The 24,830-nt window shown below is 34.5% G+C and carries 28 protein-coding genes; 7 read left to right on the forward strand and 21 right to left on the reverse strand.

The genetic code is table 11. The annotated features are described in order from the left end of the window. Window positions 1-78: 78 nt before the first annotated feature. Both I0Q91_RS09625 and I0Q91_RS09630 read right to left on the reverse strand, forming a co-directional pair. A complete protein-coding gene (locus tag I0Q91_RS09625) occupies window positions 79-282 on the reverse strand; it encodes a cold shock domain-containing protein (protein WP_270454293.1) in 204 nt (67 codons plus the stop codon). Window positions 283-410: 128 nt separating this feature from the next. Next, the gene (locus I0Q91_RS09630) at window positions 411-623 is read right to left on the reverse strand and encodes a hypothetical protein (RefSeq protein ID WP_270454294.1); all 213 of its coding nucleotides are present in this window, start codon (window positions 621-623) and stop codon (window positions 411-413) included. Window positions 624-772: 149 nt separating this feature from the next. Here I0Q91_RS09630 and I0Q91_RS09635 point away from each other — a divergent pair, with 149 nt between their 5' ends. Further along, window positions 773-1,816 carry a mechanosensitive ion channel family protein gene (locus I0Q91_RS09635; RefSeq protein ID WP_270454296.1) on the forward strand — a complete coding sequence of 348 codons (1,044 nt, stop codon included), beginning with the start codon at window positions 773-775 and terminating at the stop codon, window positions 1,814-1,816. Window positions 1,817-1,932: 116 nt separating this feature from the next. On the opposite strand, the gene I0Q91_RS09640 is transcribed toward I0Q91_RS09635, so the two are convergent. Further along, window positions 1,933-2,955: a YdcF family protein gene (locus tag I0Q91_RS09640; RefSeq protein WP_270454297.1), complete on the reverse strand. Its 1,023-nt coding sequence runs from the start codon at window positions 2,953-2,955 to the stop codon at window positions 1,933-1,935. Between the two features lie 101 nt (window positions 2,956-3,056). Here I0Q91_RS09640 and I0Q91_RS09645 point away from each other — a divergent pair, with 101 nt between their 5' ends. After that, window positions 3,057-3,248, forward strand: a complete 192-nt coding sequence (locus I0Q91_RS09645) for a hypothetical protein (RefSeq protein ID WP_270454298.1) — start codon at window positions 3,057-3,059, stop codon at window positions 3,246-3,248. A 148-nt stretch (window positions 3,249-3,396) separates the two neighbouring features. Here I0Q91_RS09645 and I0Q91_RS09650 read toward each other — a convergent pair whose 3' ends face one another. The 10 genes from I0Q91_RS09650 to I0Q91_RS09695 form a co-directional block, all read right to left on the reverse strand. Next, the gene (locus I0Q91_RS09650) at window positions 3,397-3,843 is read right to left on the reverse strand and encodes a S1 RNA-binding domain-containing protein (RefSeq protein WP_270454299.1); all 447 of its coding nucleotides are present in this window, start codon (window positions 3,841-3,843) and stop codon (window positions 3,397-3,399) included. Between the two features lie 23 nt (window positions 3,844-3,866). Continuing rightward, entirely contained in the window at window positions 3,867-4,547 is a 681-nt protein-coding gene (locus tag I0Q91_RS09655) for a PHP domain-containing protein (RefSeq protein ID WP_270454301.1), read from the reverse strand. 192 nt (window positions 4,548-4,739) lie between these two features. Continuing rightward, the gene (locus I0Q91_RS09660; protein ID WP_270454302.1) at window positions 4,740-5,351 is read right to left on the reverse strand and encodes a hypothetical protein; all 612 of its coding nucleotides are present in this window, start codon (window positions 5,349-5,351) and stop codon (window positions 4,740-4,742) included. A gap of 70 nt (window positions 5,352-5,421) precedes the next feature. After that, complete coding sequence (locus I0Q91_RS09665; protein ID WP_270454303.1) at window positions 5,422-6,678, reverse strand: HD-GYP domain-containing protein; 1,257 nt, start codon at window positions 6,676-6,678, stop codon at window positions 5,422-5,424. A gap of 24 nt (window positions 6,679-6,702) precedes the next feature. Continuing rightward, a complete protein-coding gene (locus tag I0Q91_RS09670) occupies window positions 6,703-8,385 on the reverse strand; it encodes a methyl-accepting chemotaxis protein (protein WP_270454304.1) in 1,683 nt (560 codons plus the stop codon). After that, window positions 8,386-8,808 carry an ATP-binding protein gene (locus I0Q91_RS09675; RefSeq protein WP_270454305.1) on the reverse strand — a complete coding sequence of 141 codons (423 nt, stop codon included), beginning with the start codon at window positions 8,806-8,808 and terminating at the stop codon, window positions 8,386-8,388. It lies immediately after the preceding gene. Window positions 8,809-8,828: 20 nt separating this feature from the next. Beyond that, on the reverse strand, window positions 8,829-9,128 hold the full coding sequence (locus I0Q91_RS09680) for an STAS domain-containing protein (RefSeq protein ID WP_270454306.1): 300 nt from the start codon (window positions 9,126-9,128) through the stop codon (window positions 8,829-8,831). Further along, window positions 9,129-9,473 (reverse strand): STAS domain-containing protein, encoded by a 345-nt coding sequence (locus tag I0Q91_RS09685; protein WP_270454309.1) that lies wholly within the window; start codon window positions 9,471-9,473, stop codon window positions 9,129-9,131. It lies immediately after the preceding gene. A gap of 242 nt (window positions 9,474-9,715) precedes the next feature. Continuing rightward, window positions 9,716-10,648, reverse strand: coding sequence for a TDT family transporter (locus tag I0Q91_RS09690; protein WP_270454310.1), 933 nt, complete (start codon window positions 10,646-10,648; stop codon window positions 9,716-9,718). Continuing rightward, a complete protein-coding gene (locus I0Q91_RS09695; RefSeq protein WP_270454311.1) occupies window positions 10,623-11,093 on the reverse strand; it encodes a C-GCAxxG-C-C family protein in 471 nt (156 codons plus the stop codon). Before I0Q91_RS09695 ends, I0Q91_RS09690 begins: the two co-directional genes overlap by 26 nt. 190 nt (window positions 11,094-11,283) lie before the next feature. On the opposite strand from I0Q91_RS09695, the gene uppP reads away from it, so the two are divergent. Both uppP and I0Q91_RS09705 read left to right on the forward strand, forming a co-directional pair. Next, window positions 11,284-12,051, forward strand: a complete 768-nt coding sequence (gene uppP, locus I0Q91_RS09700) for an undecaprenyl-diphosphatase UppP (protein ID WP_270454312.1) — start codon at window positions 11,284-11,286, stop codon at window positions 12,049-12,051. Window positions 12,052-12,074: 23 nt separating this feature from the next. Next, complete coding sequence (locus tag I0Q91_RS09705) at window positions 12,075-12,446, forward strand: DUF1622 domain-containing protein (RefSeq protein ID WP_270454313.1); 372 nt, start codon at window positions 12,075-12,077, stop codon at window positions 12,444-12,446. Window positions 12,447-12,529: 83 nt separating this feature from the next. Here the strand turns inward: I0Q91_RS09705 and I0Q91_RS09710 are convergent, their stop codons facing one another. From I0Q91_RS09710 to I0Q91_RS09720, 3 genes are all read right to left on the reverse strand, one after another. Then, window positions 12,530-13,591, reverse strand: coding sequence for a bifunctional metallophosphatase/5'-nucleotidase (locus I0Q91_RS09710; protein ID WP_270454314.1), 1,062 nt, complete (start codon window positions 13,589-13,591; stop codon window positions 12,530-12,532). Window positions 13,592-13,691: 100 nt separating this feature from the next. Continuing rightward, window positions 13,692-14,273, reverse strand: a complete 582-nt coding sequence (locus I0Q91_RS09715) for a peroxidase-related enzyme (RefSeq protein WP_256874271.1) — start codon at window positions 14,271-14,273, stop codon at window positions 13,692-13,694. Between the two features lie 119 nt (window positions 14,274-14,392). After that, the gene (locus tag I0Q91_RS09720) at window positions 14,393-15,187 is read right to left on the reverse strand and encodes a carbon-nitrogen family hydrolase (RefSeq protein WP_270454315.1); all 795 of its coding nucleotides are present in this window, start codon (window positions 15,185-15,187) and stop codon (window positions 14,393-14,395) included. A 180-nt stretch (window positions 15,188-15,367) separates the two neighbouring features. Here I0Q91_RS09720 and I0Q91_RS09725 point away from each other — a divergent pair, with 180 nt between their 5' ends. Then, on the forward strand, window positions 15,368-16,381 hold the full coding sequence (locus I0Q91_RS09725; protein ID WP_270454316.1) for a DUF2804 domain-containing protein: 1,014 nt from the start codon (window positions 15,368-15,370) through the stop codon (window positions 16,379-16,381). Window positions 16,382-16,384: 3 nt separating this feature from the next. Here the strand turns inward: I0Q91_RS09725 and I0Q91_RS09730 are convergent, their stop codons facing one another. Then, window positions 16,385-18,124 (reverse strand): chloride channel protein, encoded by a 1,740-nt coding sequence (locus I0Q91_RS09730; RefSeq protein WP_270454317.1) that lies wholly within the window; start codon window positions 18,122-18,124, stop codon window positions 16,385-16,387. A gap of 200 nt (window positions 18,125-18,324) precedes the next feature. On the opposite strand from I0Q91_RS09730, the gene I0Q91_RS09735 reads away from it, so the two are divergent. Continuing rightward, a complete protein-coding gene (locus I0Q91_RS09735; RefSeq protein ID WP_270454318.1) occupies window positions 18,325-18,882 on the forward strand; it encodes a DUF8052 family protein in 558 nt (185 codons plus the stop codon). Between the two features lie 3 nt (window positions 18,883-18,885). Beyond that, window positions 18,886-20,526 carry a carbon starvation CstA family protein gene (locus tag I0Q91_RS09740; RefSeq protein WP_270454319.1) on the forward strand — a complete coding sequence of 547 codons (1,641 nt, stop codon included), beginning with the start codon at window positions 18,886-18,888 and terminating at the stop codon, window positions 20,524-20,526. A gap of 159 nt (window positions 20,527-20,685) precedes the next feature. Here I0Q91_RS09740 and I0Q91_RS09745 read toward each other — a convergent pair whose 3' ends face one another. The 4 genes from I0Q91_RS09745 to I0Q91_RS09760 form a co-directional block, all read right to left on the reverse strand. Beyond that, complete coding sequence (locus I0Q91_RS09745) at window positions 20,686-22,182, reverse strand: sodium-dependent transporter (protein WP_270454320.1); 1,497 nt, start codon at window positions 22,180-22,182, stop codon at window positions 20,686-20,688. A 199-nt stretch (window positions 22,183-22,381) separates the two neighbouring features. Then, entirely contained in the window at window positions 22,382-23,608 is a 1,227-nt protein-coding gene (trpB, locus tag I0Q91_RS09750) for a tryptophan synthase subunit beta (protein WP_270454321.1), read from the reverse strand. A gap of 196 nt (window positions 23,609-23,804) precedes the next feature. Next, window positions 23,805-24,029: a trp RNA-binding attenuation protein MtrB gene (mtrB, locus tag I0Q91_RS09755; protein WP_270454322.1), complete on the reverse strand. Its 225-nt coding sequence runs from the start codon at window positions 24,027-24,029 to the stop codon at window positions 23,805-23,807. A 75-nt stretch (window positions 24,030-24,104) separates the two neighbouring features. Beyond that, window positions 24,105-24,773: a LiaF transmembrane domain-containing protein gene (locus I0Q91_RS09760; RefSeq protein WP_270454323.1), complete on the reverse strand. Its 669-nt coding sequence runs from the start codon at window positions 24,771-24,773 to the stop codon at window positions 24,105-24,107. Window positions 24,774-24,830: the final 57 nt, after the last annotated feature.

Consider the following 24,830-nt stretch of genomic DNA (forward strand, 5'->3'; position numbering starts at 1 on the left):
TAAAATCAAAAAACCCCCTGCCAAATTAATGGCAGGGGGCCTTACGTTTTCGCTTTATATTAAAGTATTATATACTTATTATATAGCAACAACGTTTTCAGCTTGTGGTCCGCGGTCGCCTTCTACTACTTCAAACTCAACGTCCTGACCATCTTCCAGGCTTTTGAAACCTTCATCCTGAATTGCTGAGAAATGTACGAATACGTCGTCACCAGATTCTCTTTCAATAAAACCGAAACCTTTTTGATCGTTAAACCATTTAACTGTACCTGTGTAAATCATTTAAATAAATTCCTCCTATTTTCTACATTGGACGATGAAACTAGATTTTGTGTCCAACAAAAATAAGTATAGCACAGGTAAAGATACTTGTCAAAGGTTTTCTCTAAAAAACCCTTATTTAATTTAAGTTAGCAGGCAGAATTGCATAACCTGCTACAATAACAACAGCCATTAGGTTTTTCTACAAAATTTTTAGCTTCCCTGACTGCAGCTTTACAACTTATAAAATTCCCTAAATGCTTCCGGTTTTTTGCTTCTGGTAAATGGGGACAATTTGATTTATGAACTTCATGAGTATTTTTACCAGGTTTAGTTTTTAAACTCAAATAATAAATAGCCATTGATATTTCACCTCACCAGGACTATTGTATCAGAAAACAACTCAATTTTACAGTCTTTTTGTCATTTTTTTTGTTATTTTGTCTAGATTTATTATTGATTTGTAACTTCTCTATTATAACATTATAATTTAATAAAGGGAGTGAATCTAATGATCCTAACATTTATTATTAGTCTGGCAGTTTTTCTATTATTTTATTTCTTATTGCTTTTAGCTACCCGCTGGATCTTTAGAAATTTTTCAGAAAATAAATACCAGGCCATGCGAGATAAGTTAAAGATACCAATCTTTTTACTTCTACTAAATATTGCATTGCTTATACCCTTTCAATATTATGAAGAAATCAATCTGATAATGGAGAATATCCAACATCTATTTATAATAACTTTTATACTGGCTATTAGCTGGCTGGTCATCAGGATAATGCGTTTATTTATAATTTATCTAAGTGAAAAACATCGAATCGATGTAAAAGATAATTTAAAAGCTAGAAAAGCCCAGACCCAGTATAAAGTACTTGAAAGAGTGCTGGAAGTTTTAGTCATCTTCTTTGCAGTTGCTACAGCTTTAATGACATTTGATCCTATTAGAAATATCGGGGTAAGTCTTTTTGCTTCCGCCGGAGTTGCAGGCATAGTAATCGGCTTTTCTGCTCAAAAGGTAATCGCCTCAATTATTGCTGGTATCCAGCTGGCCATTGCCCAGCCAATCAGAATCGACGATGTTGTAATCGTTGATGGCGAATGGGGCTGGATTGAAGAAATTAATTTAACATATGTAATAGTTAAAGTCTGGGATCAAAGGAGACTTGTTGTTCCATCAACTTACTTTATCGATAATACCTTTCAGAACTGGACTAGAAAGACATCTGATATTTTAGGAACTGTCTTCTTATATACAGATTATACAGTACCAATTGATGAAATCCGGGCAGAATTAGACAGACTGCTTGAAAACAATGAACTCTGGGATGGAAATGTTAAAGTTGTGCAGGTAACCAATGCCAGTGAAAGAACTATGGAAGTTAGAGTTTTAGTCAGTGCCCAGGATTCCCCGACCGCCTGGGAGCTTAGAGTATACCTGAGGGAAGAATTAATTAAGTTCATTCAAGAAAATTATCCTGAAAGCCTGCCAAGAACTAGAGTCGAATTTCCAGATAAAACTGGAAACAATAATAAAAATGATACACCATAAAACCTCAAAATGCCAGCCAATTTATAAGATTGGCTGGCATTTATTATATTAACTTAATTATCATTATTAATTATAATTATACACCTGCCGGTCAAAAATAGATAGTTCAAAATAGGTTAAAAAAACAATATCAATATAATAATTATAATAAAAATGAAAATTATATGATAGATCTTTTGCTGATAGATAATAGCCATTAATTCTTTGATAGTTGCCCTTAACCAGTAATGGAGTTTAGTCCTGGCACCGGCTCCATCAGTCTTTAACCCAATTTTTCTGGCCAGCAAAAGTGATCTTAATAAATGAAAATTATTGGTCACAGTCAGAATATTAGCCTCTTTATAAGAAGCCCCTTTGAAATCATGATTAATTAGATCCATAGCATATTCAAAGTTCTCAAAGGTATTGACTGCATTCTCTTCCAGTATTATTAGTTCTTCTGGTATACCTTTCTCCTTTAAATAACTTGCCATAGCTGAAGCTTCAGAAACACTATTGCCTTCACCCTTGCCACCTGAAACTATTATTTTTAATGACTTTTCAGGCTTATTATATTTATGGAATAAACTAATAGCTTTATCAAGTCTGCTGGCCAATAATGGGCTAACCTTTTTACCATTAACCCGGCAGCCTAATACAATGATATAATCATAATCTTTAAATGGTGGCTGAAAATGATTTAAAATTGTTGTAACCGAAAATATAAATAATAAAATAAAAAAGTAAACAATTATAAAACCGGTAAAATTATTTAAGCCTTCAAATAGAGGAGATTCAATCTGATTACTTATGAAAGGAAACAGGAAAAACCAGCTTAAAGTAATTAACCCAAAGATAAATATTGATCTATGTTCCAGGCGGTTTCTTTCCTCTTTCATTAATTTATAAGCCGAAGTAAAGAATGACATTATAAAAGAAGCAAGATGGATTGTATAGGCAAAAATCAGTAAAATTGATATTATAGCTAAGGGTATCAAAAAGAGCCTGACTAAAAAAATCCTGCTATATGAAATAAAAGTTATATAAGCAGATAGAATCCAGGCAATAAATATAATTCCTAAGAAAAAAGTTCTTCTTTCAATATAAATTGTTAAAGCCAGTATTATACTTGTTACTATTAAAGGCAGAATATATATCATTGAAAACCTCCTGATTTAGACCTAAATTTTAGTAATACCAGGAATTGTTATTGCATTTATTTTCAATCTAATATATAATGTGATGATAAGTGGTGATAAATATGAGCAAAGAAAACAGACCAAATAATGGACATGGTGGACCTCAGAGAAAGCATATGGCTAACGTCTATACAAGCCAGAGACTTCATAAGGACGATTATTCCCATAGTCGATTTACTTTAATAACTAAATTCGATGAAGATAGTAAGCCTTTAGAAGTCATTATTGATAAAGATATAGGTCTTTTCGAGTAAAAAATTTTTTAGTATCGGCTCTGTATTTATACAGGGCCATTTTTTTTATTTAAAGTATATTTATAATATCCTGATTAACTTATAATATAAAAATACACCAGATCAAATCTCGGTCAGACCTGGTGTTAATATTCCTCTTAAATAAATACTATTTAATTCTAATCCCCTGATCAGTTATATCAATAATCTGTTCCTTGTAAAGTCCTCCAATTGCCTTTTTAAAAGTACCTTTGCTCATCTCCAGCTCATACTTAATTGCTCCAGGAGAGCTATCATCATTAAGGGGGAGAAAGCCATCCTCTTCCTTTAAGCGTTCAAGTATTTTCTGCTTGGCATCTTCAATCCTGCCATAACCAATCTTTCTAAGACTGACATCAATCTTATTATCTTCTCTAATCTTTTTAATATAGCCCTTTCTTCTTTCACCAACATGCACCTGTTTATAAACATCTTCTTCATAAACAAGGCCATAATATTTATCATTAATAATTACTCTAATACCGAGATCTGTAAAACGGTCGATTAAAATATCAACTTCATCACCCTGGGTAAAATCTACATTTTCCGGGGCATCTTCTATCTCAACTTCTGCCATTATTATCACCTCAATAAATTACTCTAGCTAAAAATATATGCTAAATGTTTCTGAAATAATGAAAGCTCATATACCTTATGGACCAGGCTTTCAATGATGGATTTTTTATTTTCACGTAAGTAGTTCTGGAAATAAAATATCTCTTTTTGAGTATGGGCATCACTGCCAAATACTATCTTCTTATTAAATTTTTTCTGAAGCTTTCTAGCAGTCTTATTCTGCTTTTTAGTAAGGGTATTATTATGAACCTCTATACCATCAACTCTTTTGATCACTTCATATATATAGTCTTTATTATTAATAAAGTTTTTCTGAAGATACCCATTAATATGGGGAATTGCTATAAAGACATCATAACCTTCTAAAATATCTAAATAATACTTATAGTCTTTAGTTGTCTTGGCCATCCTGAAATTATTCTTATAGGGTTCCAGGCAATTATAGAAAAACTCCTTTAAATCAGCTAATTCCTGAAAATAGACCAATAGCTCAAAGCCGTCCTGACAGCCAATTTCAATACCAGGAACAACATTAAGATCTGTATTTTCTATCAGATCAACACTACCAGCTATCTCATTGTGATCAGTTACTGCAATCAAATGCTGTCTGTGACCTAAAAAAGATTCAAGAAATGCCCTATCAAGAAAACCATCTGAATGGACAGTATGAATATGAAGATCAATATATTTTTTACCAGAAGGCAAATTGCTATCTGGATTAAAATCTCTATCAAAATGCTTATCCGCTTCAAAATAATTGCCAATATCATTAATTTTTAAAATGGTAGTACACCCTCTTTATCTGTTAATTCTTTTATAAATACATTACCCTGCTGATAATTATACCACCATTTAAAAGTTGAAGCAAATAAGGAATAATACCTAATATGACTGATTCTACTTTGGTTTTTTCATAAATTCACCGATTCTAGGCTTTACAAATAAACTCAAATCAAAACTCAAACTATTTTCAGCCTCCACACCTTTTTCATCATATTTATGAACAATATCCATAATTTCATTATACATCTTCTGAAGATCGCCTTTCTCTAAGTCCAACCTATTTACAGAGAGCCTAAAACTATCAACAGAATTAGGATAGCCTTTATCCTCTAAAGCATCATCAAGATTATCATAACCGACATTCTTTATATTTCTAAATAAATCATAATATTCTCCCTGCAATGATGATAGGATTCCAAATATCCAGTGATGTTGAATATTCTCTGGCAGCTCACTCACAAACTCATCTGAAAGGTCATAGTAATCAGCCTTTTTAAAATAAAACCTCTGGTCTCCATCTTCCTCCCAGTCAACCATATCAGATTTTTCCAGCATTAATAAATACTCTTTTATATGATCTTTATCATCTTCTAACTCTATAAATATATCCTCTACCGTCTTACCCTCATCAACTTCCAGGATTCCAAGTACAGCCAGAGTAAAGGGATCCGACAATAAGTCTAACTGTTCTTCAGTAGTAATCTCAAAACTAGTTTTATTAACCATCGTAAATACCTCCATTCAATCAGATTAAAACTCCCTATATTATATATTAACGATAACTTTCATTTCTCCTTTAATTAACTAGTTTTGAATATTCTTTTTCTCGATTATTTTGTATCTCTGATCTCATATGATCAAAGGAATTATAATCTTCTAATAGGAGGTTAACCATACCCTTATCAATTTTACCTGAATCAGCCAGATCATTTAAAATATTAGTTACCTGCTTTTGAGACATCCCTTTTCGGTAAGGCCTATCTTCTGTTAAGGCTGTAAATTTATCAGCTACCATCATAACCCGGCTGCCTGTGCATAATTTATCTGAGCTTAGACCAAATGGGTATCCAGAACCATCGAGATGTTCGTGATGATTGGCTGCCCAGCGTTTAATCTTATTAATTTTTTTAACCTTTATCGGATGTAAAATATGGTAGGTATGATAGGTATGGCTTTTGATCAGATTATACTCGCTTTCAGATAAACTTCCCTTTTTATTTAATATATCTGAAGGAATAGCCAACTTACCTAAATCATGGAGGTAACCTGCTAACTCCATATCATCTAAATCCTCTTTAGGCCAGCCTAACTTATTAGCAAGATGCCTGGCAGTCTTTGCAACTCCTAAAGAATGGGTAGATGTAAATTTACTCCGATAGTCAATTATTTTACTGTAAAATTTGGCCAGATCCATACTCTGTTTTTTGGAGATAAAGCCATCATATTTTGTAAACTCATCTTCCAATTCTATCCTCATAACCACAGGGTTGACAAGACTAAACCAGAAGTCATCCTCCATAGCCTTTAAAGCTTTAAGATCTTTCTGCTTGAAAACAGTTGGTGTCCGTTCTTCCAAATAATTTATTATATTATTTTTCTGATCAAGAATATTAGATTTATCATCTACCATTAATGAGACCCTGTCTGAAAGGTGCAATAAATGGGACTCCTCTGGTACAGATCTTTCCCCATGAAATTCACCCTCACCATCCTGCCAGGCAAGGTGGTGATAGCGAATAATCGGAGCTGCTTCTGGAAAGAAGGGATACTTTTCTAATAAGCTGGCTCCAATATCAGCATGTTTTGTATGACGATATTCAAACTTCAATAATTCAATTTTACTTGCAATCGCGAACATTCCTATATCGTGAAGCAGGGAAGCGACCAGGAGATTATGAATAGAGCTATCCTGATATTCTAACTTTCTTGCAAGCCTTAAAGTGGTATAAGCCACCTGCTGATGGTGATTGAAAACTGCCTGATCGACAATTTTAGTAGCATGGGCTACACTCATTATTAATTTATGGATAGGCAGATATTTATTATGATTCATTATTTATTCCTCCTGAAAATACAATTAAACCTGAAACTCATTAATTAATCCTTTAAGATGTTGAGCCATATTCTCTAATTCATCAGCTGAAGCAGCAACTTCTTCGACAGATGCACTCTGTTCCTGGGCCAAAGCTGATACTTCTTCAGCACTGGCTGCATTATCCTCAACAGTTGAACCAACTGAGTCAACAGCCTGATTAATAGTATCTATGATATCATCCAATGAATCTGCAAACTCCTTCATTTTATTGACCATATCACTGGTTTCCTCTGATGCTTCAACCATATGGTCAAGAGAATCACCAGCTTTATTGATTATTCTTATCTGTTTTTCAACCTCTTCAATATTTGTATCCATAGAATTTACTGTTGCTGTTGTCTCTGATTGAATATCTTCTATTAGACTGGTAATTTTAGTGGTAGCTTCAGAGGACTCTTCAGCTAATTCTCTAACCTCTTCAGCAACAACTGCAAAACCTCTACCGCTCTCTCCAGCTCTAGCAGCTTCAATTGCAGCATTTAAGGCAAGCAGATTAGTCTGGGATGAAATACCTTCAATCATATCGACCATTTTCCCAATCTCTTTTGACCGTTCGCCAAGCTTTTCAATGGCCTCTGTTGCAAAATTCACAGTCTCACTAACTGTATCAAGTTGAGCGATTGCTTCCTGAATTGCCTTTTGACCCTCTGCTGCTGTTCTTGAAGATTTATCAGCAACTTCTAAACTTTCACTGGCATTACTTTTTAGTTTCTCACCCTCACTATCTAATTGATGAGTAACATCCTCTAAACTTCTTATCCTGGTGCTTATTTCTTCACTGCCCTCTGCCACTTCAGTAATACTCCTGGCAATTTCCTCAGCACTGTAACCTGTCTCATCAGAAACCGTATTTAATTCCCCTGAAGCAGTAACAACTGAGTCAGAACTCTTCTCAATATTGCCAACAAGATCTCTTAAAGTATCGATCATATTATTAAAAGCGGATACCAATGAGCCTATTTCATCGGTCTTCCCTGTCATAATATTATCCCTTAAATCACCGGCGGCGACTTTATCGACCTGCTTGATAATATCATTAACTGGACCAACAGTTGATTTTGTTAATAATAAAGCTATAATAGCTGCTAGAATTATTGTTAGAATAGTTGAACCAAAGGTTATTAAATTAGCTGTATTTGCATAAGCATCTCTATCTCCTTGCATTCCAGCAACTTCTTCATCAGTCAGTTCAATAATCTCATTTATATTTGCCCTTACATTTTCAACAGCTGGAATTACTTCCTCCCTAAATTGTTCAGCGGCCTCATCTTCCTGTCCGGCTTCAAAAATTTCAACAACCTCCATTCCAGAAATATGTAAAAGACTGTGAGGTTCTTCCATAGCCTCGTAAGGACCACTATAATAATCATCAGGTTCAATATCATAATACCAGGTTCCTAAATTACATTCTGTATAATGACCTAGATCCGGTATTTCCCCGCCTGCCAGCATATCATAGATTTCCATCATCCAGAGATGATGATCTATCTCTAAATTAGCAAGAAACAACTGGAAACTTTGCATCTCATCTATTTCATTTTCTATTTCTGCTACCTGATTATCAAAATAATTATCAATTAAATTTGCTGCTATAAATAAAACTAATATTATTGAAAAAGCCAGTATAAATTTTGCAAACATTGAACTTTTAATTTTCCTAAACATTTATTTTCCCCCTAAAAAGGTAATCTTAATCTGATTACCTTTATCATTAAAATCCATTTCATCAGATACTTTATTTATCATCTTTAAACCTCTACCCCGCTCATCCAAGACAGGAACAATTTCAAAACTGCGCTCCTGCCAGTTAAAACCTTCTCCAGGATCTATAACTGATAATACAATTTTATTTTGCTCAATTGAAAATAAAATTTCAATTTCATCATTATGATCTTTACAACCATATTCAATAGCATTAGCAAGTATTTCCCTTGCTGCTATTTCAAGCCTGAATTCAATATCTGGAATACTATGATCGGTATTATTTACAACTTTTAATAATTCATTAATAATTTCATTTATCTTATTAGCCTGGGCTGTTAAAGTAAAATTATATTTTTTTATAAGATTATCAGCAGCATTATCCATATATACTCCACCCACTTATTTTAATGAACTTCAATTATATCATTGAGTTCAATCATCTTAAAGACTCTCTGAACATATTCAGAGTTTATATTTTTTATTTTAAGATTTCCACCTTTATTCTTTAATATTTTGTTGAAATGTAGCACTTTACCTAGACCTGAACTGTCAATATTTTTGAGATTATTAAAATCAAGAGTTATATCAGTAATTCCTTTTTCAATCAGTTTCATAAATTCATCATTATAATCCTCTTTGTTTATTAAATTCATTTCTTCGCCAAAAATAATCCTGGCTGATTCTTGATTAAACTCTACTTTCATCTAACTCACCTCTATCGCCTTATTAATATCATTATAAATATCCAGTATTTGATTTAATTTTGTGACCTCAAAAACTCTTTTAACCTTTTCATTCGGATTAGCTATTAATAGTTTACCATCATTATCTCTCATAAATTTAAATAATGACAGTATAACTCCTATCCCAGAGCTATCAAGATAAGAAGTCGAACTCAAATCAACAATTAATTTTTTAGCTTCAATTTCCTTGATTATTTCTTTTGCTTTTTCTTTAACCCTGTTAGAGTTTTCAAAAATAACTTCACCATCTACCTTTAAAATATTACTTCCTTCTAATATTTCATAACTTAATTTAACATCTGACATTCGTTATCACCTCGATATTTTTATTTAGAAATCAACCAGATATTTCATGATAAAACCGAATATTTGAAATAACAATTTTAACATAAAAAATCAGCCAAAAATTTCTATTTTTGATTCTAAAGTCCTACTTATTAGTCTATTATAATATAAGAATTAATATTTAGCAAGAGTAATTTCTGTTAACTAAAAAATCTCGACTGGTATTATAATCCCAGTCGAGACAGTTACTTTATTATTTAATTTTACTTTGAAAACGTATTTTTAAGTATATAAATTGAATATAAAGTGAGAACAAATAATACTAATCCTATTGCCAAAAACTCAACTATTAAAGCTGGATATCTTAATAGTGTTATGCCATACTCTGCAGTCAGATAATTTGTAACCATTCTTAATCCAATAGCTGTTATTACAAAGGGAAAGGTGAATGCCGAAAAGCTGGGGCAAAAACCCACTGCCAGCATTTTAGGCAGATATATTATTACAGAAGATATCATAACTACAGTTAAAAATGTTAACCAGCCAACCATTAGGCTACTTTTTTCAGGAAATGCTGCCATATAGCCTGCCAGACAGAGCCCTGCCGGTGCTGTGAAAATTGCGATAGTTGGCAGAGCAGGTTTTTTTATCTCTCTGATCATAATAACTCGATAGGTTACAATCGGTAAAAAGACCATATATCCGATAAAACCAGCCCAGAAGATCACCTGCCCCAGGAATAACCGCTCAAAAGCAGGGGCCGTCACACTGGCTACAACTATTCCGACATAGACAATAAAGTAACTGGGAAAGACTTTTTTAATATTAAAGTTAAGTAAATACTTTGTAGAAAACAATAGTACAAATATTCCATGGAGAATAATGCCTGTATACCAGATAACCCTTGCTATTTCAGGTATATGGGGAGCAAGATAGCCTGCTAAAATAATTATCCCCATTGAAAAAGCCGGGGCCACACTGGCCACTACCGGATTATCCAGTTCATTTAAAAAGCCGTTATTATCAATAATAAACCTGCCCAGAAGTAAGAGAATCACAATAAAAGCTATTGCCCCACTGGTATACCGAAAATGGTTGCCATAGGGTTGTACTAGATTACCAAGCCCGGCCAGTCCCAGCATTAATCCTGCAACTGGAACAGGTGTTGACCTAAAGCAGCTCTTTAACTGATCCATCTTCGATCAACCTTTCCATTACCCAGGCTGCTACTTCACCGGTTATCTGATAGCAGTGTTCTGCTCTTTCTGGACTGCCAAAATCATCAAAATCTTTTGTGAGTACCCTGCAACAGGTTGAGCCATATGTATTTATAATATGATCATGGAGATCAGCACTATTCGGGAATGAACCCTCTGGCATCTCAGCTCCTGGAGCAGTTCTACCATATTTTAAGCCCAGGGCCATTACACCGCCAGTAACTGCACCACAGAGACATTTTGATTGGCCAATCCCCACTGGAAAGCCTGAAGCCAGTTGGACTGTCTCTGGTGGAAGCTTCTGCCCTAGCATCTCATTAATAGTTGTAAATACAGCCTCTGAGCAATAGAACTCCCCTCGTTTGAAATAGCCTTCAGCTTTATTTCTTGCCTTTTCTGCTAACTCCTGTTTCTTTTTACTCATTTATTATACCTCCATATTTAAATTTAATAAGTAACGCTAATATATATTATAAGTTATTATTATTTAATTGTAAAGTGTTTTTATCTGCTTTATAAAATCCATCTGAAAGTAACAGGTTTATAAAGGATTTTATTAATTAATCTAGAATTATAATTAAGGTACAGGATAATTTTCAGGAGGTTTTTAATTAATGGGACTTTTAAATGTAATTATTTTAGGTATTATTCAGGGGATAACTGAATTTATCCCTATTAGTAGTTCAGGACATTTAGTTATTTTCCAGCATTTTATGGAAGTTGATGGTGGTATAACTTTAAATGTTTTTCTCCATTTCGGTTCTTTACTTGCAGTAGCTTATGTTTTTAGAGAAGAAATTATAGGTATTATAACTTTAAAAGAAAAGTATCGGAGGCTTACATATTTTATAATTGTAGGTTCAATACCGGCCGGGGTAATCGGAATTCTTTTTGAAGATTTTTTTGAAGAAGTATTTTCTACACTTACTGTTGTAGGTTTTGCCCTGCTGGTCACCGGGTCTCTACTCTGGTTATCAGATAAGGTTAATACCCGGGAGAGACCACTGGAAAATATGAAGTGGGGAGATGCAATCTTTGTAGGAATTGCCCAGGCCCTTGCAATCTTTCCAGGGATATCAAGATCTGGCTCAACGATTGTAGGTGGCCTATTTAAAGGCCTTAATAGAGAACTTGCCGCCCGCTTTTCATTCCTGCTGGCAATGCCTGTTATAGGTGGGGCTACTTTATTGCAGGCACGAAATATTTTTTCAATCGGGCTTGATGGTATAACTGCAGTTGAATTGACAGCCGGGACTATTGCTTCTACTATAGCCAGCTTCTTTGCAATTAAGGTGCTTTTAATTTTAATTAGAAAAGAAAAGTTAAGTATTTTTGCTTATTACTGCTGGGTTTTAGGTCTAACTATTATTTTTATTCTTTAATCTAAACTTAAGGGGGCAATTTTATGCTTCACCTTGTAGAAGAACTGACGATTAATATTTCTCATTTTTTAATGGCCATTCTTGAGTTAATGGGAGGTATAACTTTAATTTATGGAGCAGTTATGATTTTCTGGCATTTTATTAAACTCAAATATGATGAATCTTCCACTTTATTGAGAATCAAGATGGCCAGAACTATTGCCCTTGCCCTTGAGTTTTATCTGGCTGCAGAGATACTTAAGACTGTCTTTGTCAGGGAGACCAGTGAATTATATATTGTGGCAGCAATTATAGTATTAAGAATAGCTATGGGATTTGTTATTCACCATGAACTTGATGTTGATTTAGAGCAACTAAAAGAGGAAGTCTGTGAAATTGAGAATTTAAAAGATTAAAAAAAGTGCCAGGCGGAGGGGACACCGCCTGGCTTAAATAATGGAGTATGAGAGTATCAGATTAAGGAGAGTTTTTATTTTATTTAGCCTAACATTGCATCTCTGGCATCATCTCTGGCATCTGATAATATTTCTTCTAATTCTGGGTCTGGCTCATAATTTGCAATTGCTTCTTCTGCAGAAATTAAGTGGGCCTGGAATTCTGGTTGATCATTACTGAAATCTATTTCAACTACTCCTACTTTTTTGAGATATTCATATGCCTGAACTACTAATGTATCATTATGCCAGTCACCTTCTGGGATTCTGGTATGACTATGTCCGTCAACAAATATATCAATTCCATCAACATTAGTTACTAATTCATCTGTCACGGTAAAATCTTCATCATCTGGATTATTGGCACCATATCCTACATGGCCTAGAGCAACAAGCAGATCTAAATCATATTCAGATCTCATCTCTTCTACATAATGTTCTGTAGCCTCTCTCATGCTTGTAAAATCTATTCCTTCTATATTATCAGGATGGGTTGTATATCTGGTTGCTGGAGTGGCAATACCTAGAATGCCTATCTGTCTGCCTGCTACCTCTCTAATTGTATAAGGCTTAAATAGCAACTCTCCGTCTTTTTCAACGTTTGATGACACTAACTCAGCATTCATCATTTCTTCTAATTCCAGAAGTCTATCATAACCGAAGTTAAAATCATGGTTACCGGCAGTCATTATATCATAACCGATTGCATTCATCGTTTCAATTGTACTGCTTCCATATAATCTATCTGAAATAGGTCTACCGTGGACTGTGTCGCCGGCATCCAGGAGTAATACATTTTCATAATTTTCTCTGAAGTCCTGGACAATGGAACTTACATATGGCATACCCATAATTCCATCTTCTTCATTTATTTCAATTCTGCCATGCATGTCATTGGTATGGAGAATAATTAACTTATCTGAAAGGTCTCCTTCACTTGCTTTGGCACCTTTTGTTGAAAAGTTAAATTTAAATAGGCCTGCAGCCATTAAAGCTCCAAATGTCTGTCCAGAGCGTTTTAAGAAATTACGTCTATCTACCTTTTTATCTATTAACTTCTCATTAATCTCTTCTTGATTATCATGCTCTTTAGTCATCTTTAACATCCCCCCGATAAGGTATTAATTTATAATTGATAACAATTCTTATTTTGCTAATATTATAGGTTATCCAGTCTAAAAAATCTGTAAAATGACTTACATTTTATTATCTTTCTTCCAGCTCTACACCTAAACCCTGGGCAATTCTATTTTCATAGTTGCAATATGATACTACCTGGGTAATATCATGAATATCTTTATCATTTAAGCCAATATCATTTAGTTTATCTATATCAGATTTTATAATATTTGCCGGGCTAACTGTTAATTTTCTGGCATAATCAAGGATTGCTTTTTCTCTCAATGTTAAACTGGCCAGTTGTTTCTGCTTCTCTTGCTCAGGTTGATTTGGTTTTTGATATGCTTTAGCCAGATCTTTAAATAGTAATTTATCATCTTCATCGACAAGCTGCTGGAGAGCAGCTCCATGATGAACCAGGCAGTAATGGCAGTTATTAACTGCTGCAACAACAACTGCAATCATTTCTCTTTCCTGGCGGCTTAAGCCTGATTTACCCTGCATAATACTTTTATATAATTTTAAATGACTCTCTAAAATTTCAGGGTTTAAAGACTGACTCTTTAAAAGGTTGGCCAGGCGTTCTCCTTCTCCTCCTAAAAGTTTATCATATATCTCTTTGAGTTTACCTGTTGCATTTTCTTCATTAATCATTTTTAAAAATGACATATATTATTGCCTCCTCTTATCTATAATAATTATTTGGTTGCTCTTTTATTTTTTACTCTATCTTTGAATCATTATAGCATAAATATGTCAATTATTATAATTCAACTACTGGCAACCATCTATAGTTTTTTATCTTTCAGAGCAGGAAACTCATTTCTTGTTTTTTTAACATAAGCAGGGTCAATTTCTGCAGTAACAATTCCTTTTTTACTTCCTGCTGAAGCTATCTGTATTCCCCAGGGATCAACCACCATTGAGTGACCAAGATGGGTCTCTCCACTTACTTTTCCTGCAGTATTACAGGATATCAAATAGGCTACATTCTCAGCAGCTCTGGCCTGATTTAAGACAACCCAGTTTTCGAGTCTGGGAAATGACCAGCAGGCTGTTACTAGAAATATTTCAGCACCGGCTTCAGCTTCCTGGCGATACAATTCAGGAAAACGGAGGTCATAACATGTCGATAGGCCAAAATTAGCTAGCTCTGTTTTGACAACAACAGGTTCAGAACCCGGGGTAATATAGTCCCCCTCTTTTGCCCCAAAATAAGTAAAAAGATGAATCTTTCGATATTTTGCTAACAGTTCTCCTTTTCGATCTATAAATAATGCTGTATTATATAAGTTACCATCTGCTTTTTCAACTATAGTTCCTCCGTAGATATAGGTATTGTATTCGAGTGCTTTTTCAGCTAAAGCATTATATGTTGGACCATCAAGGCTCTCTGCCTCTTTCTTGAACCTTTGATGTTCAAAGAACCCGACATTCCAGAGTTCTGGCAGAAGTATTAAATCAATATCTGGCTGGTCCTGGTTATTAAGAGCAGCTTTATCAATCTTTTTGGTAGCATTGTTTATTCTGCTATTTTTGGACTCACCTTCTATCATTTCCAGTTGAATTGAAGCTATCCTCATTTTATTTCTCCTCTCTATATCTTTGATTAATAATATTATAACATAAATTTTAAATAATATTATATTAGAAATAATGGCCCCTAACGGAGGTGGTAACTATTGGGTAAGCAAGAGGTTAAGGTTTATTGCTTTAAATTATATAGCTTGATATAATTTAAATTAAGGCAAGGGGGAATCATAATGTATATAGAAAAAGAAATTAAAGAATCAATAAATCTTTGTGATGAAAGTGGCAGATTAAATAAAGAGGCGGTGGGCTGGTCTAGAAAACCGCTACATCACTGTAATTTGCGAGGTAATTGGCTAAGAAAAAAGCAATGGAACTACTGGTATGTGATGAATGATAAATGTTTCTTTTCAGCCGCTATTGCCCTGCTTGATTATGCTGCCATTATTTTTATTTATTATTTAGATATTAATAGTTTAGAATTTGAGGAAAAGACTATTATATCTCCTCTTGGACAGGGAACTGATATGTCAGAAACCGTTGATGAAACAGTCAGGTTCAGTAATGATAAAAATCAAGTTATATTTTCGAAAGAAGATAACTATACAAGGTTAATTATTGAAGTCGACGATTTTGAAGGCAAAAATTTAAGGGCTAATATAAAGATTTATCAGCCTGATAATATAGATTCTATAAATGTTGTGATACCATGGAGTGAGAGAAAATTTCAATTTACATCAAAACAATCTTCACTACCAGCCCAAGGTAAAGTTACTATTGGTGAAAAAGTTTATGAATTTTCACCAGATAATAGTTTTGCCTGTCTTGATTTTGGCAGAGGAATCTGGCCTTATAAATCTGAATGGAACTGGGCAAGTGGTACAGGTTTAAATAATGGAGTTAAGATCGGCTTAAATTTTGGGGCTGGATGGACTGAAGATACCGGGATAACAGAGAATGGAATAATTGTAGATGGCAGGGTGGAAAAGATTAATGAAGATGTCAATTTTAACTATAATCCTGCCGATTTAATGGAAACCTGGAGTTTAACTACCATTGAAACCGACAGGATTAATTTGAAGTTTGAACCAATTTATCACAGAATTGCAAAAACTAATTTTTTAGTGATTAAATCTAAAATGCATCAGATGATTGGTTATTATTCTGGAAAAATCAAATTCCAGGATCAGATTATAAATATTGATAAATTGCCAGGCACAACTGAAGAACACCAGGTTAGATGGTAACTCCTAAGCTAATTCCCAGTGATGATAGGCCTTTAAAATATCACTTTTGGTTAATAATCCAACCAGCTTATCTGGATTATCTTCAGAAACTATCGGCACAATATCAACTTCATTCTCTTCTATTAATTTAAGGGCTTTAAGTAAACTTTTTTCTTCTGATATTTTTATAAAAGGTGAAGTCATAACGTCTTCAACACGACATGGGCCATCACAATCTAAATCTATATGCCCCATTAAATCATGAAAATTCAATACTCCAAGTAATTCTCCTGTTTCTTCATTGATCACAGGAATATAATTAAATAGTGTTTTTTCGAAAAGTTTCTTTGCCTCAATAACTGTTGTATCTTTATAAACTGTTTTGACATCTTTAGTCATTATTTCTTTTGTTTTAACAGTTCCCAGGACATTTCTACCCTCGATAGTTTCAATATCTATACCTCTATTAAGTAACTTAGTGGAATAAATATTTTTATCCTGAACCTGTTTAGCTATAAATGAGCTGAATTTACAGGCAAACATTAATGGCAAAATTATTAAAGGATCCTGAGTCATCTCAAAAATTATAATTATTGCAGTAAGAGGAGCGTGGGTTGCTCCAGCAAAGACTGTTCCCATCCCAACCATTGCATAAGATGACGCCCCGGCTGTTATTGCCGGAAATGCTGAGTGAACAATCATACCGTAAGCACTACCTAGCATTGCTCCAATATAAAGGGAAGGAGCAAAAATTCCTCCAGAACCACCACTTCCTAAAGTTAATATAGTAGCCAGAATCTTAGCAACAACTAATAATAAAACCATCTGTAATGATAATTGTCCATATAATGCACTTTCCATAACCGGATAACCTGTTGCATAGATTTGTGGAACTACCAGCGCTAAAACTCCTAATAACAAACCACCAATTGCAGCTTTTGAAGCTTCTGGAACAGGAATTTTTTCAAAGAGGTGTTCCATTGAATATAAAGAATTGCCATAAATAATTGCTATAACTCCTCCAAGAATCCCTAGTCCCATATAAAATATTAATTCGATATAATTAACTAATTGATGTTCTGGTATCATAAATATAGGCTCTGCATCGCCAAAGAGTATATTAGCCACAGCTGTTCCTGTTACAGCTGCAACAACTAAAGGCGAGAAATTACTTAACTCAAATTTCTTTAATAATACTTCCATACTAAAGACTACCCCTGCCAGTGGAGCATTAAATGTTCCTGCTATTCCTGCTGCAGCTCCTGCCCCTAGTAGAGTTTTTACTTTCTCAGGACTTAATTCAAGATAATTACCTAAAGATGAACCAAATGAAGCCCCTATTTGTACTATCGGACCTTCTCGGCCTGCTGAACCGCCTGAGCCAATACAGATAGCTGATATTAAGGCCTTAAGTGGAGCTACCCTAAAGCGGATAGTTCCTTTTTTAAATACCAGGGCCTCAATAACCTCAGGAACACCGTGTCCCCGGGCTTCCTGAACTATATATGTAACCAGAGGACCAACTATTAAGCCACCGATTGCCGGAGCTAACAAGCGATGATACCAGGGAAGCATTCTAACTGTATCTAAAAATGTATCAGTTGAAGTTGCCCCATAGAATATATATTTAAACAGTAAAATTAAATAATGAAAGAGGACCGCACCAAGTCCTCCTATAATTCCAACTATTACTGCTAAAACTATCATTCTCGGTTCGTAGGGTGTTTTGAAAAAATTTACAAGTTTATTTTTAATTTTGGCCACTATTTAGCCTCCTCGACTACTTTAATACTCCCTATATTATTAATTAAACATTGAATAGAAAATCCCTTTATTGAAAGAAAAATTCCTTTCTTTAATTTGACATGCTAAAGTGTTATTGATATAATATTCTACGATATTTGTGAATTTATTTATTAAACATTATTAATTTACTCGGTTTTATAAAGGATGATAACTAAAATATGAAAGAGAATAGTTCTAAAGTGAATTTAACTGGCCAGGAATACATCGAACTTCTATATTATTTATATAGAGCTAATTTTGATATCCAGGGCAAAAAAGAAATAGTTGATAAATCCTTTGATTATTACGCTGTTTGTAAAATTGCTAATGAAAAATTTATGGGACACAAATCAGTCAAAATATATTCTTATAATGACTACGAGCATTGCCTGGTCGACAATCAACTAAACTTAGATTTAAGCTTTTTAACTAAAGATTTTTTTAATGACTCTATTGATGAACTCATTGAAGATAAAAAGAATCATCATCAGAGTTATCTAACATTTATTTTATTAGTTGAAGGAGGTGTGAATAAGGAGGAGATATCCAGGATCGAAAACTTAAAATTAAGTAAATCTTTCTGGCTTGGAATTAGAGGTTGGGTAGACTTAAGGCTTATTGTAGTTGATCTCAATGACAATTCAGTTTATGCAAATAATGAAGGCGCGGAAATAATGGATAATTACAATCCTTGCTGGCTAAAACAAGAAGTTGATAAAATTAAAGGAGGAAATTAAATAATGTCATCCACTTGGTTAATTTTAAGTTCTGTTCTATTCTTTTTAATTGCCTATTTTACATATGCTACAAGGCTCACAAAAAAATGGGGTATGAATAATAATCAGATCACCCCGGCTCATACTAAAGAAGACGGTATAGATTATGTTCCAGCTAAAAAACCTATCCTTTTAGGCCATCATTTTGCTTCTATTGCTGGAGCAGCACCAATAATCGGACCAGTAACTGCCTCTGCATTTGGTTGGTTACCAGTCTTTGCCTGGATAATTATTGGCGGTATCTTTATCGGTGGAGTTCATGATATGGGTTCTATCTTCAGTTCTGTCCGCCATGGAGGCCGTTCAATAGCTGAAGTTATTAATAATACAATGGGAAGATCAGGTAAACAATTGTTTAGTATCTTTGCCTGGTTAACACTTATTTTAGTTATTGCTGCCTTTATGAACGTAACAGCAGATGCTTTTGTCAGTACCCCTGAAGCAGCCACTGCATCCGTTCTATTTATTGCTGTTGCTTTAGTTTTCGGTGTAGTTCGTCAAAGAACTAATTTATCATTACCAGCTTTAAGTGTAATCGGGGTTGCACTACTCTTTGCCTGTATCTGGTTTGGAATCAATAATCCACTAGTTCTTGAGGCAAATACCTGGAACCTAATTTTTGTAATTTATATCTTTATTGCTTCAGTTACACCAGTCTGGATCTTACTCCAGCCAAGAGATTATTTGAATTCATTTTTGCTCTATGGAATTTTAATCGGATCATTCATTGGTATTATTATTGGAGGTCCAACACTTGAGATTGAAGCTTTCACAGGATTCCAATCAGAACTTGGTTATATGTTCCCGATTTTATTTGTAACTGTAGCTTGTGGAGCTATTTCAGGTTTCCACTCTCTAGTATCATCAGGAACAACTTCCAAACAGCTGGATAAAGAGTCGGATGCTAAAATGATCGGTTACGGTGGAATGTTAATAGAATGTGTTCTAGCTGTAATTGCTCTAATAGCTGCTTCTGTAATTACCAGTGGCCAATCAGCTGAACTATTAGCTGAAGGCGGTCCTGTTTTACTATTTGCCCATGGAGTTGGAGGATTCTTAAATAACTTTGGAATTCCAACTGAGGTAGGAATTATCTTTGGTTCATTAACTGTAGCTGCCTTTGCTATGACAACTCTTGATACTGCCACAAGGCTTGCCCGATTTATTTTCCAGGAGTATTTTGTGCCTGAAGAAGAGGAAGTGACAGCAGAAAGTTCTAATATTCTCGGTAATATGTTTGTTGCAACTGGAATAACTGTTGCAGTTTCAGCAGCCTTAGCACTCTCAGGGGCATGGGCTGATATCTGGCCAATCTTCGGTTCAGCCAATCAGATGTTAGCTGCTCTTGCTTTAACATCACTAGCAGTCTGGCTTGCTGCTAAAGGCATAAAAAATATGCATGTCATCATCCCAATGGTCTTTATGTTTGCAGTAACTTTAGTAGCTTTAGTCTTTGTTGTCAGAGACAATATAGTCGATGCCAACTTTATTCTAGCTGGACTAGCAGCAGTTTTATTTGTACTGGCTCTTGTCCTGGCAAAGATGGCTTTCGGTCTATTAAGCCCATCAGAAGCTGCTCAGGAAGTCCAGGAGGATTCTGCATAATAAATTCAATTAAGTATTAATGATAGCAACAGGCCATGCTAAATGCATGGCCTGTTTTATTTATTTTATTTTTTACCAGGATCCATTCCCTTAATAAGCCAGCCTAGTATTCCAATATAAAAAGCATAAAAAATAATTGTCCAGATAACTGCAGACATATTACCCTCTCCCTTCGCCAGTATTCTTAACTGACTTATCTGTCATAGGACCGGAACGTACATTCTTATTAAAAAATTTATTTAGAAAGAAGGTTATTATAGCGAGAATACCCCACTGGAATATAATTGTTCCTGTACTAAATACTTCAAATGGATGCCACCAGTCATCAGGATACCATTGTATCGACTGATATACCCACCAGCCAAAGACAATTGCAAATATTGCCGGGAAAAGGTTAATACAATAACTCCACCATTTGCCAATATGAATATCACTTAATTGATTAACTTCAGACCTTGCTTTTTCTACTCCATATTTTCTCATTGCCAGCGCCACCAGCAGACCATTAACAAGTAAGCCAATACCCCAGACCCAGTCCTGATTATCAAGAAAATCTATCCAGACTGCTGAAGGAATTCCAAGAATAAAAATAAACGTTCCTGCAATTAAAGCCGCTTTCTTTCGATCAAGTCCAAAGTCAATCAAGTTGGTTGCTCCAAGCTCTATCATAGCTGTAAGTGAAGATACAGCTGCTCCAGAAAGGGCAAGGAAAAATATAATAGCGAGAATTGAACCGCCTGGCATCTCTATTAAGAGTTCAACAATATAAATAAAAGTTAATCCGACATTACCTGCCTCCAGAATAGCTTCGGCATCACCAATTGATGGAGCCATTGAAAAAACTGTTATCAAAATAGCAGTACCAGCAAGAAGACCAGCCAGAACATCAGCAAAAGCTATGATACTGCTATTACGTCCAATATCGTCACCATCTCTCGAATAAACTGCATAAACAGTTAAAAGACCCCAGCCAGCACCAGTCGACCAGGCGGCCTGGGTAAAGGCCTCCAGCCAGATTCTACCGCTTAATAAGGCTCCCCATTCCGGAACAAATAGATAACCAAGGCCAACTAAAGCATCCGGCATAAATAGCGTCCTTACAGCCAATATAGTAAGTAACACAAATAATGAGGGAAGTAATATATTAATTACTTTTTCTATTCCGCCTTTAATACCACGATATATTATTGCTGTTGTAAATACAGTTGCTATAAAATGAAACAAAACTGTCTGCCCTGGATTGGATATAAAACCCTCCCAGAGTGCTGTACCATCAACACCAGGTGTAATCGCACCTGAAAGACTAAAAACAAAATAACGGAATGACCAGCCTGCTATTACAGCATAATAAAATGCTATTCCTAATGAGCAAAATGCCAGCCAACCTCCTAGCCAGGTATATTTTTCACCCATAAAATCACGAAAAGCCCCAACATTTCCTAGCCGAGATTTACGTCCTAATAAAAATTCAGCAATAAGCAATGGGATTGCCCAAATCACAACTGCAACAGTCAGAGCAAATAAAAAAGTTCCACCACCCCACATACCTGCAATTCTAGGAAAACGCCAGATATTACCTGTACCAACTGCCATACCAATAGATGCCGCCACAATTGCATACCGACTCGAAAACTGATCACCATTGTTCTTCTTCAATATACTCACTCCTCGTAAATGGTGTTAAAAAAATTTAATAATTTAACTTATTAAATAGTTCTAGATAAACTTTAAAATCCCTGCATAGTTATATATATTAAAACCCTATCACATTTTATTGCAATAGGGTTCTATTTAATAATAATTTATTGAAATCTAAATTTCTATTTCAATAAACATTTTATCGTGAATTTAATATTTATAAATTAGCACCTAAATGGTCTGCTACTGAATAAACATCCTTATCTCCGCGACCTGATAAATTCACAATTATTATTTGATTTTTATCTAAATCAGGAGCTAAATTATCTAAATAAGCCAGTGCATGTGAAGACTCTAAAGCCGGGATTATCCCCTCTTTTTCAGATAATAACTTTAAAGCACTCACTGCTTCATTATCAGTTACTGATTTATATTCTGACCGACCACTATCTTTTAAGAAACTGTGTTCTGGTCCCACCCCTGGATAATCCAAACCTGCTGAAATAGAATAGACTGGTGGAACATTTCCAGATTCATCTTGAAGAAGATAACTTTTATAACCATGAATAATTCCAGGATTACCTTTAGTAAATGTTGCTGCATGCTTTGAAGTATCAAGGCCCTCACCGGCTGCCTCAACCCCTATCATTTTTACTGAATCATCCTCTAAAAATGGATGGAAAAGTCCAATTGCATTACTGCCACCGCCAACACAGGCAATAAGGTAATCCGGTAATTTCCCTTCTGACTGTAATATTTGTGTTTTAGCTTCTTTTCCAATCACAGATTGAAACTCTCTAACCATTACTGGATAAGGATGTGGCCCAACTGCCGAGCCTAGCAAATAAAAAGTATCTTCTGAATTCTTAACCCAGTGACCAATAGCAGCATCAACTGCATCAGATAAAGTTTCAGTTCCTTCAGTTACTTCATTGACTTTTGCTCCAAGTAATTTCATTCTAAATACATTTAAAGCCTGACGCCTGGCATCTTCAGCACCCATAAAAATTTCACAATCCATTCCAAACATTGCTGCAACTGTTGCAGTTGCAACGCCATGCTGGCCAGCTCCTGTTTCAGCAATTACTTTTTTCTTACCCATTCTCTTGGCCAGAAGTATCTGCCCCAGTGTATTATTAATCTTATGGGCACCCATATGATTTAGATCTTCCCTTTTTAAGTAAATCTTAGCCCCACCATAATATTCAGTCAATCTTTCAGCAAAATATAAGGGATTAGGACGACCGACAGCTTCCTTTAGATAATAATTGAATTCCTCCAGGAATTCTTCATCATCATAATACTTAAAAAAAGCATTCTCTAATTCCTGTAAGGCTGGAACAAGTTGATCAGGAACATATCTCCCGCCATAATCTCCAAAAACTCCATCAGCATTCTTAACCTGTTTCTTTTGAACCCTCTTTTCACTTAATTTTTTTCTCATCTCTTCTCATCTCTCCTATTCTAATTTTTATTTATAATAGCAATTCTCCTTAAATATAAAAAAACCACAGAAACTGAATTCTGTGGCTATAATAAGGCATAGTAATTCCAAGTAGCAATCACCTAACTCATCTCCACTAATCTCATCCAGTCTAATCTCTTCTAATCTAAAACTATATTTAATTTTATACTTTTATCTATTCTGATTCAATATCTCCATGTTTGGTTAATATTTTAGCTTTTCCTCTTATTTTCATTGCTGAGGTGTTTTCAGTAAATTGGGCTATCATGATTTCGCCTTTATCCAATTTCTCTGTATGGTGAAATTTTGTCTGCCTGCCTCTTGTCAGGCCAATTATTGTAACACCGTCTTCAAGAGCTTTTATAGTGACATAATCACCTTCGGCTGATTCTAGTGCCATTTTCTATCACCTCTTTATTTTAATAAGTTAATAAGATGATATATTATATAGCTTACATTGTCAAGATATTATTACTTATTTCTTATTTTTTATATCAACACCACCAAAAATAGTCAGGCAACTAACAGATAAAATTTTAGAATTATCTATATCCTGATTATGTCTGGTTAAATTATCCCAGCCACCGAAAATAGGTAATCCTTTTACAACTACCTGCCAATCTTCAGGCACATATATGTCTGCACCACCAAAAAGTGTAAAAACATCAAGCCTGGCTTCATCTATACTGATATCCGCTCCAGTTAAATCTATATCTGCTCCACCGAAAATTGAAATTGAACTGCCACCTTTAAAATTATTTGATATTATTCTATAATCACCGCCAGAAAAAATATTAAATACATTTAACTTTTCTCTATCAATCTCTTTTCCATTGCTTTTATCAAATAATAAACTTACACCTATTAAGATAAAGATTACTGGCCAGAATGAAATATATTCAGCTGCAGCAATATAATCTAAATTATTTAATTGAAAAAATAAACCAATTAATAAAACTATAAACCCTCCAAGTCTCCCGGCTGGATTAGTTAATAAATTATATATTCCGGCTACAATTAAAATTAATGGCCAATAAGTTGAAATTATCTCTCCAATTCCAATATCAACAACTCCGGCATTATTTAAAATTATAAATCCACCTAATAAAATCAAGATCAACCCAAAAATTCTACTTTTACTCATATAATCCCCCTCCATATCTCCTTATATATGAAGTATATAGCTATTTTCAAAAAATGT

The organism is Halonatronomonas betaini (assembly GCF_015666175.1).
GTDB lineage: Bacteria > Bacillota > Halanaerobiia > Halanaerobiales > Halarsenatibacteraceae > Halonatronomonas > Halonatronomonas betaini.